This window comes from Staphylococcus sp. NWU MKU2, from assembly GCF_033283605.1.
In the GTDB taxonomy this organism is placed as follows: Bacteria; Bacillota; Bacilli; order Staphylococcales; family Staphylococcaceae; genus Staphylococcus; species Staphylococcus haemolyticus.
This window is the reverse complement of sequence record NZ_JAVSMH010000005.1, coordinates 175834-185487: the sequence shown is the minus strand read 5'-3', so window position 1 is coordinate 185487 and position 9654 is coordinate 175834. Positions and strand designations below refer to the sequence as shown.

The 9654-nt window shown below is 29.7% G+C and carries 8 protein-coding genes and 1 pseudogene; 3 read left to right on the top strand and 6 right to left on the bottom strand.

Features of this window, described 5'->3' with window-relative positions; genetic code table 11:
* Positions 1–100: 100 nt before the first annotated feature.
* Positions 101–517, bottom strand: a complete 417-nt coding sequence (locus SBL15_RS09510; RefSeq protein ID WP_011274987.1) for an Hsp20/alpha crystallin family protein — start codon at positions 515–517, stop codon at positions 101–103.
* A gap of 219 nt (positions 518–736) precedes the next feature.
* A complete protein-coding gene (locus tag SBL15_RS09505; protein ID WP_037550047.1) occupies positions 737–1180 on the bottom strand; it encodes a MarR family winged helix-turn-helix transcriptional regulator in 444 nt (147 codons plus the stop codon).
* A 280-nt stretch (positions 1181–1460) separates the two neighbouring features.
* On the opposite strand from SBL15_RS09505, the gene SBL15_RS09500 reads away from it, so the two are divergent.
* Both SBL15_RS09500 and SBL15_RS09495 read left to right on the top strand, forming a co-directional pair.
* Positions 1461–1820 (top strand): DUF3139 domain-containing protein, encoded by a 360-nt coding sequence (locus SBL15_RS09500; RefSeq protein WP_011274989.1) that lies wholly within the window; start codon positions 1461–1463, stop codon positions 1818–1820.
* Positions 1821–2027: 207 nt separating this feature from the next.
* Positions 2028–3305: a cation:dicarboxylate symporter family transporter gene (locus tag SBL15_RS09495; protein ID WP_053018386.1), complete on the top strand. Its 1278-nt coding sequence runs from the start codon at positions 2028–2030 to the stop codon at positions 3303–3305.
* A 147-nt stretch (positions 3306–3452) separates the two neighbouring features.
* Here the strand turns inward: SBL15_RS09495 and SBL15_RS09490 are convergent, their stop codons facing one another.
* The 4 genes and pseudogenes from SBL15_RS09490 to SBL15_RS09475 form a co-directional block, all read right to left on the bottom strand.
* Entirely contained in the window at positions 3453–3806 is a 354-nt protein-coding gene (locus tag SBL15_RS09490; RefSeq protein WP_107612682.1) for a DUF4889 domain-containing protein, read from the bottom strand.
* Between the two features lie 203 nt (positions 3807–4009).
* Complete coding sequence (locus SBL15_RS09485; RefSeq protein WP_390897055.1) at positions 4010–4441, bottom strand: pyridoxamine 5'-phosphate oxidase family protein; 432 nt, start codon at positions 4439–4441, stop codon at positions 4010–4012.
* 56 nt (positions 4442–4497) lie between these two features.
* Positions 4498–6603 (bottom strand): annotated as a pseudogene (rsp, locus tag SBL15_RS09480) (AraC family transcriptional regulator Rsp).
* A gap of 1007 nt (positions 6604–7610) precedes the next feature.
* Positions 7611–7985, bottom strand: a complete 375-nt coding sequence (locus SBL15_RS09475) for a DUF1722 domain-containing protein (RefSeq protein WP_107612040.1) — start codon at positions 7983–7985, stop codon at positions 7611–7613.
* Between the two features lie 180 nt (positions 7986–8165).
* Between SBL15_RS09475 and SBL15_RS09470 the strand changes: the two genes are divergently transcribed.
* Positions 8166–9608, top strand: coding sequence for a sucrose-specific PTS transporter subunit IIBC (locus SBL15_RS09470; RefSeq protein ID WP_107613820.1), 1443 nt, complete (start codon positions 8166–8168; stop codon positions 9606–9608).
* Positions 9609–9654: the final 46 nt, after the last annotated feature.

Below are 9654 nucleotides of genomic sequence, written 5' to 3'. Positions count from 1 at the left end.
TCTCTCTACAACTATAAAAAATAGCTGTGAAAAAATCTATCGTCATAGATTTCTTCACAGCTAATCTTAGTATGTTTAACATTTTATTTTGTATATCTATTTATTCTACTGTAATTGTTGTTGATTGATCTTGTGCACTAACTTCTTTAGGTAAAATAACAACTAGGATCCCGTCTTCGTAGCTTGCTTTAATTTGTGACTTATCAATATCGTTAAATTCAAAATGTCTAACTAATTCACCACTTGCACGTTCACTTAATTGAACGCTACCTGTTTGTTCAGATACATGCTTTTGAACTTTAATTGTTAATGCCGCATGTTCAAATTTAAGTTCAATTTCAGACTTATTGACACCAGGTAGTTCAGCTTCTAATACGTATTGATTTGTTTGATTATAAATATTTGTCGGGAAACTTTTTGATGAAAATTGGTTAAAAACTTGTTCACCTAAATCACGGAATACGTCTTTTGGATTATTCTTGAAAATGGATTGTTCAAAAAACTCTCTATTATTCATACTAATGTCTCTCCTTTATTTAAGCGTGCATACCATAGTTGTAAAATGATACTTTTCAAGTACATTATAGTAATAGAGAGGATTAACGTAAAGCGAAAGGAATTATAAAGAATAAGGCGCAGATTAAGTGCGGAATAGTAAATCCATGGCAAAAGTCTCAATATGTATAAAGCCTAGTAATTGTGAAATTAAGTGTTTCGCTTTTGCCAGGATTAAATATTAGTGAGTAGTATAATCGAAGTTATTTGAAATAACATGTTTTAAGCTATTAACAAGATTATCTTTTTCGTCTTGTGAAATATCAAAGTCCTCAAAAACTTGGTCAGAGATAGCTTCCAATGTAGGTTTAATATTAATACCACTTTCAGTCAGTGTAATTTGAAGATTTCTTTCATCTTCTTTTTCACGCATACGTTGTACGTAGCCTTTTTTCTCTAATTTCTTTAAGAGAGGTGTTAGGGTTCCAGAATCTAAAAATACGCGACGACCAAGTGATTTAATATTTATCTTTTCTTCATTTTCGATGGCCATGATGACCATAAAGCTTGTATATGTTAAATCATGCTTTTTTAAATAGTAAGTATATTTTTTTATGACTTCTTTAGAAGTAACATATAATAAAAAACATAATTGATTACTTAAATAACTATCTTTAATATACATACATTTCCCCCCTTAACTTATTTAAAGATATTATGAGCTAAAAGTAATGTCAAGACTGTTGCCATAGTATTTCATGGACTTTTAAAGCCTTTTAAACTATATTTGAAAGTACGTCTACATGTTTAATGTATGTGTCGATTTATTTTGAATTAGAGATAAATTGTTAGGACATTTTGTTACAGAAATACTGAAATACTTTAAAATTTTCTAACTATCATTCATAATAATTTAGATAGTAACTAGAGATGATGAGACTAGGTTGTGTACAAAGGAGTTCAAAATGAGTAAAAAACAAAAATGGATTAGAATTTGTATTATTTTGGCGATTTCATTAGTAGTGGCAATTGCTTTCTTTTTTGCTATGAAAACGTATCAAGGTCATAGAAATATTAAAATGGTAGATAGTTATATAGAGCAGAAACATTTAAGTGATGATATTAAATCGGAAAAAACACAATATAGTGCAAAAAAAGGGGTTTATTACAAAGAAGTTGTTTTTAAAGATGAACCTCATATGACATATGTCATTCAACCTATAGGAACACGTAAAGGTATCTTTGCTGAAGGCTTTGATACTGAAACTAAAAAAAGTATTAAAGATGCAAAACATAATTATTTTAACCAAAATTTTAAACCTTAATTTCGCATTAAATGAGGATTAATATTTTACACGTAATGAAAAATAAGGGGAACAGAATTCATAATGATTTCTGTTCTCCTTTTTATAGTATTTTTAATTATTTTAGCTTGATTGAATAGTATATATATAGTTAGCTTTAAAAATTTTATATCCCATTTCATAATTATCTGATATAATTAAGCGATGTCAGATGAAGGGGGTTTCAACATGGCTCTGTTCAAGAGAAAAATTAGTTTACCGATGCAGGTAATCATCGCATTGGTGCTAGGTGTAGTTGTAGGTTTATTATTATTTGGACAAGATAACGTAGCAAATTATATAAAACCGTTCGGTGATGTTTTCTTAAATTTAATTAAAATGATCATCATACCAATTGTATTCTGTGCATTAGCATTATCTATATCTAACTTAGGGGACTCAAAGAAGATAGGTAGCTATGGATGGAAAGCAATTCTTTACTTTGAAATTATAACAACAATCGCCATTGGTTTAGGACTAATCATTGGTAACTTATTCAAACCAGGTGCTGGTTTAGATCCAGACAAATTACCTAAAGGCGATATTTCTAAATATCAATCATCTGCATCCGCAGCAGAACAATCTACATATGGCAATCACTTTATTGATACCATTGTAAATATTGTACCAACAAACATATTTGAAGCATTAACTAAAGGCGAATTATTACCAATCATCTTCTTCGCAGTATTCTTCGGTTTAGGATTAGCTGCAATAGGAGAAAAAGCAGATCCTGTGAAAGGTTTTTTAAATGGAACGCTTGAAGCAGTATTCTGGATGATTAATAAAATTTTAAAATTAGCACCAATAGGTGTATTTGCGTTTATTTGTACAACAGTAATGACTTTTGGAGTATCTGCTTTAATACCATTATTAAAATTAGTATTAGTAGTAGTGTTCGCGATGGTGTTCTTCATTATCGTTGTTCTAGGAATTGTAGCAAGAATCTGTGGTATTAGTATCTTCTCAATCATTAAAATTTTGAAAGATGAATTATTACTAGCATTCTCTACTTCAAGTTCAGAAGCAGTATTACCAGTAATGATGAAGAAAATGGAAAAATTCGGAGCGCCAAGAGATGTCACATCCTTTGTTATTCCAATAGGTTACTCATTTAACCTTGATGGATCAGCGCTATACCAATCAATTGCAGCATTGTTTGTTGCACAAATGTATGGCATTCATTTATCTATATCAGAACAAATTATCTTAATGGTGACATTAATGGTTGCCTCTAAAGGTATGGCTGGAGTACCAGGCGTTTCAATCGTAGTATTATTAACAACATTAGGAGCTATGGGCTTACCAGCACAAGGACTTGCGTTAATTATCGGTGTAGACCGTTTATTAGATATGGTTCGTACATGTGTTAACGTAATAGGTAATGCATTATCAGCTGTTGTTATCTCTAAATGGGAAAAGGTTTATGACAAAGAACAAGGTAAAAAATACTTAGAATCAATTTAAAAAAGAAATCTGACATTTTTAGTATCGAGCGCATAGGCTCGATACTTTTTTATTGCTTAAAATTATAAAGATTTGTGTATTAATACGTTATGATATTAAAAAACTGCCAACGAAGATTTCTCTTCATTGACAGTGATTTATTGTAATTTACATACCCTTCATATCATGCATTTCATGAATTTTCATCATTAAACCATGTGGTACGTCATCGTGATCTACTTTAGATACTCTTGAAAATTTATCTGATCCTTTTTCTTTGACTAAAAATACGAAGTCGCCTTTCTTAACATTAGCTTTGCTATCAGAAGGCAATTCAACATTTTTTTCAATTTTTTCAGTCTGTTCATTTACCATCTTATCAATTGTATAGTCGTTTTTCATATAGCCATAATACGTTTCTTTTTGACCACCTGTCATCATCATGACAACAAGAACGATACATACAATTAACATGATAGCAATAAGTGCAATACCGATACCTAAACCCTTTTTATTCTTCATTTTATAGACTCCTTTAAAAAGTTCTATCTCTTTTATACATAAAATACTATTAAATTGCAATAAAATAATAATGTATATTAAATTGAATCATAATTTAATGACATAAATTAAATCAAAGGCGTTAACCAATTAATCAAAAAAAGAGAGTTCAGAACTTGATTAACACAGTCCTAAACTCTTTATTATAAACAGTTTTTTAAATTCTATACAGTAATCGTTACAGGTGTATCGATGTCATCATCATTCATTAATTTGATGGTTTTAGGTACGACTTTTAGCACACATAGATTTGGATCTTCTTTTGAATTAAAGAATGTTTTATCTTGCGTTTCCCATAGCCAGTCAATTACTTTTTGATCTTCAACAATTTCTATATTTGCTTCAATTTCAACAAAGCTATTATTTGTTGTTTCATTGTAACCTAATAAAATATATGCATGAGGATTATTTTTAATTTCTTCAACTTTAGTACTCTCATTACTTGTTTTAGTATATAAAGTTAATTCATCATTATAAAATACCATATAACGACTATTTGGTTGATTATTATATGCTGTTGATAAGACGCCGACTTTTGAAGTATCTAAGACTTTTTCAATTGATTGAATCACTTGTTGTTTATCCAAATTTATCATCTCCTTACACTATTTATAGCCTAAATAATGTTTTTTAAACTTACATCAAAAGTATACTAAGAAGGTTTAATACAAATATATTTCACTTCATCATGTTTTAGCGTTATTTGAAATGCGGCATAATCATTTTCTTGAATCAATAGTTCAGTCTTTGGATGATTACATCTATCTAATTGTTGAATAATATCTTTTTCAATGTAAACATCACGCTTATCTTGTGGAATTAAATGTTGTATTGAGCCATGTTCATTATTTAATGTATTTACAATAAATAGGGTGTTTTCTTTAAAGTCATTTTCAAAGATATAGTGTTGTTGGCTATCAGATAAATAACGGTCATTAATTTTATTGAAAAGTATCACATGATAATTCCCATCTTTGTAACACATTAAATAATTATTCGATATTTGAAATGACTCATTACTAAATGTAGAAACAAATCGATATAAATGCATGATAGGTAATAGACTACCATGATTATTAAAGAGTGAGATATACATCGGATCTGTTTCTATTAATTTATAGCAAACGCCACCACCGTGTCTCATTAACTGATATAGATGACATACGAGATCTGACAATTGAAGTGACTGTGTACCATTATTAGTGTATTTGAAACATTTTAATGATAGGTTGCTATAAATAAACTGAGTTGACGGTATATTAGAGCCCTCTATAAAACGCAAATAATTTTCAAAGTGCGTCGATGAGTGAGTAAAGCCACGTTGTATATCAATAAGCACATTCTTGGTATCAATATTTTCAATATCAACAAAGTAAAAATCAAAGTTCATACGATGCATAATATCATATGTTTCTTGTAATGAACCCAGTTGTCTTAACAAACCATCAACCATTAAACTAAATTTGATAGCACGGTTTTTATTCTTGAGTTTAAGGTGTGCAAGGTGGATATCATGAATAGACATTGTTTCAGTATCAAATACAAGCATGAATTTCACTAATTTTTTATTCCATTTATAATCTCTATTGTTTTGTAAGAATATCATAATCAATTGGTATATCATTTTAAATTCTTGATTATTTTTAATAGTGACAGCTAATCTAATATTTTTTTCAAATAATTTCTCAAAACAACGATTTAATAAATTTAAATTTGTGTGACGACCTACCATGTCACTCACATCATTAATTAAAATCGCTGGTCTAGGTAAATAGGATAAATCAATATCAAAATAATCATTAAACACAAATTGAAATAATTCATTTATGTTTTGAAAATCTATAAAAGCCGTTGAAAATTGCGTCTGATCTTTAGGATCGTAATTAGCAATATCAATTTGTGTGGTCTCCGTGGTCAAATGATTCGTAAACTCAAATTGTGAAATTAAATTTAAAAAAGATTGACTAACTGAACTTCTTATTAAAATAGAGGGCAGGGGTTCTAATTGATTTAGCATCGTACGAAATTGCTTAGGGCTCGCTTCCAAATGTTTTTTAAATTGATTAGTAAAATTGGTGTGACTACTAAAACCTGATAATTCGGAAATCGTTGTTATAGAGTGATTCGTTGTCATTAGTCATTGTACAGAGTGATTAACTTTTAGACTGGTATAATAATCTTTAAAATTAACATTTAATATGCGAGCAAACAAATTAGAACAATATGATTCTGAAATAAGTGCATGTTGTGCAATATCTAACAAAGATAGATTAGATGTAATGTTATTGTTAATAAACATGACAATATTAGACAGTAACTGATTATCGATAGACATAGTCGGTACATATAATGTTGTGTTTCTAACTACGGCTTCTTTATACAACGTTCTTATAATTTTAGATACTGTTTCACTATCTTGTTCTTCATTATTTGAAAAGTTAGAAATGCATTGCAAAATTTGAGATTTAATAAAATGATTCGACTGCAATAAATAACGGTCAAAGAAACAATTAAAGAAATCATTATCTTCTATATAGAAGTAAGCTATAGGGATTTTTAACTCAATTAAATCTTTAGCATGATCGATATTAAATAAATCACCTTGATTGACTATAGCAATATGGTTTTGAATATCATTCTTTTCACCATTAATAGTAATCGTTAATTCATTAGTTAAAGAGAAATATATAATAATATAATTTATATTACGCGAAGGGGCGGTTGTTAAATGTTCATGTAATAGAAGGGAATTACTCATGTATGTTGTTCTCCTAGCTTTTTTATTTATTGGCTAAACATTACTGGTCAATTGAATTGTGAATAATAAAAGTAATTATAAAATAAAAGTAAGAAAAAATTAATAACTAAAAATAAAAAAATTTTGCGATTATTTTGTGAAAGCGATAAAAATTTTCTCAAAGAAGCAACTTAAAGGAAAAATTGAAAATATAGTGTGACTGATTTGGAAAATTTTAATAGCGTGGGACAACTTAATTTGATGCATAATAAATATAGATTTCGAAACAGAATTGATTAAACATCATTTACATTAATTTAATTAATGATTCGAAATCTTACATTCATTAGTTCTGTATTAACATCATGAAATAGCAACATAAAGTATTTCCACAACAAGAAAAGCTATAATTAAATCATTGAGTTCAAATTCTGCCAACATATTAAAGTTAATGATACAAGTACCAACACTATATTAAAATTATTAAATTCTATATCAATGATTAGACTCGACAACAAGAATTTTCCATCTTACACAAGTAAAGTAAATTATTTTGTGCGTGATATAGAAATTCAACTCATCTTCATCATGAATTAAACAACTAGAGAGATTGAAAATTAATAAATTAAATAATAGTCAGACACCACACCTAAGATTTGCCATTCAACTTAGAATAAGAATATGTATGCGTATTATTAACAATGGTATTAGCAGTAGCATGCTAATGTATATTACTAAGGAACCTAACTCCACCAATTACTAAATCACTGATGCATAAGTAACAGTTTTAATATCTACCATCCTTTAATATACTGATTTTATTATAGGCGTAACATCAAGAATAATATTTTACAGAAAAACAGAATTAATTTTAAAAAAGTTGGGACAACACATGCGTTGTCTCAACTTTTTTGTTTTATAAATTTAGCGAATAGCAGTAGCATTTCTATTATTTTAAGTACTTAATACATACGTAGTAGGTGCTACTTATTTCCGTGCCAATAAAATTTTTCATACCTTAAGTATTCTCATTGGAAATTAAGCAGGGTACTTTTTTGAAGGTAAGAAACTTCATATTTGTCGGCTAAGTATTTTATAAAAATCAGCAATTCATTACTTTGAACTTTATCTTGTTTGAAATCAGTTTTTAATTGAGCTGATTTGTTTTTTTCCATTTCATTAGCTTTGTGTTTAAAGTATCCCCACATATGATCGTATGCATTCATTATTGAACCATTGGATGGAGTCGTTTGGAGTGCTTCATTAATAGCTAGTTGAACTTCATTTAAAGTTGGAGATTGCTTAAGTAATTCACGAATATAATTATAATCCTGTTGACTATGGTACAAGACATTATATTTTTCTTCTCTCCATAACTTTTCAATATAGCCACGTTCTTTCATCAAATACCGCCTCGCTCACTTATTTTGTAAGTTTTAATATGTTCTTCCCAGAAACTTAGATTACAAATCTAAAATATGAATAATTGGTGAAGATAAAAAAGGTTATTGCGTTATTTTTTGGAACCGGTTACAATAAAATTAATAAATAGAACCGGTTCCATTCAATAGGAGGGGAATTTAATGAACTATAAAAAGTCGGCTGAAGAAATTCTTGAAGCTGTAGGTGGGGAAGATAATTTAGATGCTATGGCTCATTGCGCCACAAGATTGAGACTCGTACTTAATGATGAAAGTAAAGTAGATGAGGACACTTTATCGAAGATGGACGTTGTTAAAGGTACATTCTCAACTGGCGGTCAATATCAAATCATTATTGGTTCAGGTACAGTCAATAAAGTATTTAATGAACTTGAAAAAATAACAGGGAAAGAGGCTTCTACAACAGCGGATGTTAAAGATAAATCCGCTCGAAACATGAATCCATTACAACGATTCGTTAAGATGCTTTCAGATATATTTGTTCCTATTATTCCAGCCATTGTTGCTGGTGGGTTATTAATGGGGATTAATAATATTTTAACTGCGCCAGATCTCTTTTATGATAATAAATCTTTAATAGATGTTCATAGTCAGTTTGCTGGATTAGCAGATATGATTAACATCTTTGCAAATGCACCATTTACGTTATTACCAATATTAATTGGATTTAGTGCAGCGAAACGATTTGGAGGTAATCCATTCTTAGGTGCAGCTTTAGGAATGATTTTAGTACATCCATCATTAATGAGCGCATACGATTTTCCTAAGGCTGTAGAAGCGGGTAAAGCAATTCCACATTGGGACTTATTTGGTTTACATATTAATCAAGTAGGTTATCAAGGACAAGTGTTACCAATGTTGGTGGCAGCATATATTTTAGCAACTATTGAAAAGTGGTTACGTAAGGTTATTCCAACTGTATTAGATAATTTATTAACACCATTATTATCTATTTTAGTTACGGCATTTCTAACATTTTTATTTGTAGGACCATTAACAAGACAGCTTGGTTATTGGTTATCAGACGGATTAACATGGTTATATGAATTTGGTGGTGCAATTGGTGGGTTTATCTTCGGTTTATTCTATGCGCCGATTGTTATAACAGGTATGCACCATAGCTTTATCGCTGTTGAAACAACATTAATCGCTGATCAAGCAAAAACGGGAGGTTCATTTATCTTCCCAATTGCAACAATGTCTAACGTAGCACAAGGTGGTGCAGCATTAGCAGCATTTATCATCATTAAAAATAACAAAAAATTAAAAGGTGTTGCATCTGCAGCTGGTGTATCAGCGCTATTAGGTATTACTGAACCAGCAATGTTTGGTGTAAATCTTAAATTAAGATATCCATTTATAGGTGCAATCATTGGTTCAGCTATTGGATCAGCTTATATCTCATTCTTTAAAGTTAAAGCCATCGCTTTAGGTACAGCTGGGCTACCAGGATTTATTTCTATTAATCCAGCACATGCTGGGTGGTTGCATTACTTTATTGGCATGCTCATTGCTTTTATTGTCTCTGTAGCTATTACTTTAATTTTATCTCGACGCAAAGCTTATCAAGCAGCAGCTGAATAAACGAAATAAAGTCGACATTCTGATTTATGCAGAATGTCGACTTTTT

Excerpts from the sequence above, each read along its gene's own strand:
- SBL15_RS09470 (WP_107613820.1), top strand. The coding sequence starts at position 8,166 with ATGAACTATAAAAAGTCGGCTGAAGAAATTCTTGAAGCTGTAGGTGGG.
- SBL15_RS09490 (WP_107612682.1), bottom strand. The coding sequence starts at position 3,806 with ATGAAGAATAAAAAGGGTTTAGGTATCGGTATTGCACTTATTGCTATC.
- SBL15_RS09495 (WP_053018386.1), top strand. The coding sequence starts at position 2,028 with ATGGCTCTGTTCAAGAGAAAAATTAGTTTACCGATGCAGGTAATCATC.
- SBL15_RS09475 (WP_107612040.1), bottom strand. The coding sequence starts at position 7,985 with ATGAAAGAACGTGGCTATATTGAAAAGTTATGGAGAGAAGAAAAATAT.
- SBL15_RS09505 (WP_037550047.1), bottom strand. The coding sequence starts at position 1,180 with ATGTATATTAAAGATAGTTATTTAAGTAATCAATTATGTTTTTTATTA.
- SBL15_RS09500 (WP_011274989.1), top strand. The coding sequence starts at position 1,461 with ATGAGTAAAAAACAAAAATGGATTAGAATTTGTATTATTTTGGCGATT.
- SBL15_RS09485 (WP_390897055.1), bottom strand. The coding sequence starts at position 4,441 with ATGATAAATTTGGATAAACAACAAGTGATTCAATCAATTGAAAAAGTC.
- SBL15_RS09510 (WP_011274987.1), bottom strand. The coding sequence starts at position 517 with ATGAATAATAGAGAGTTTTTTGAACAATCCATTTTCAAGAATAATCCA.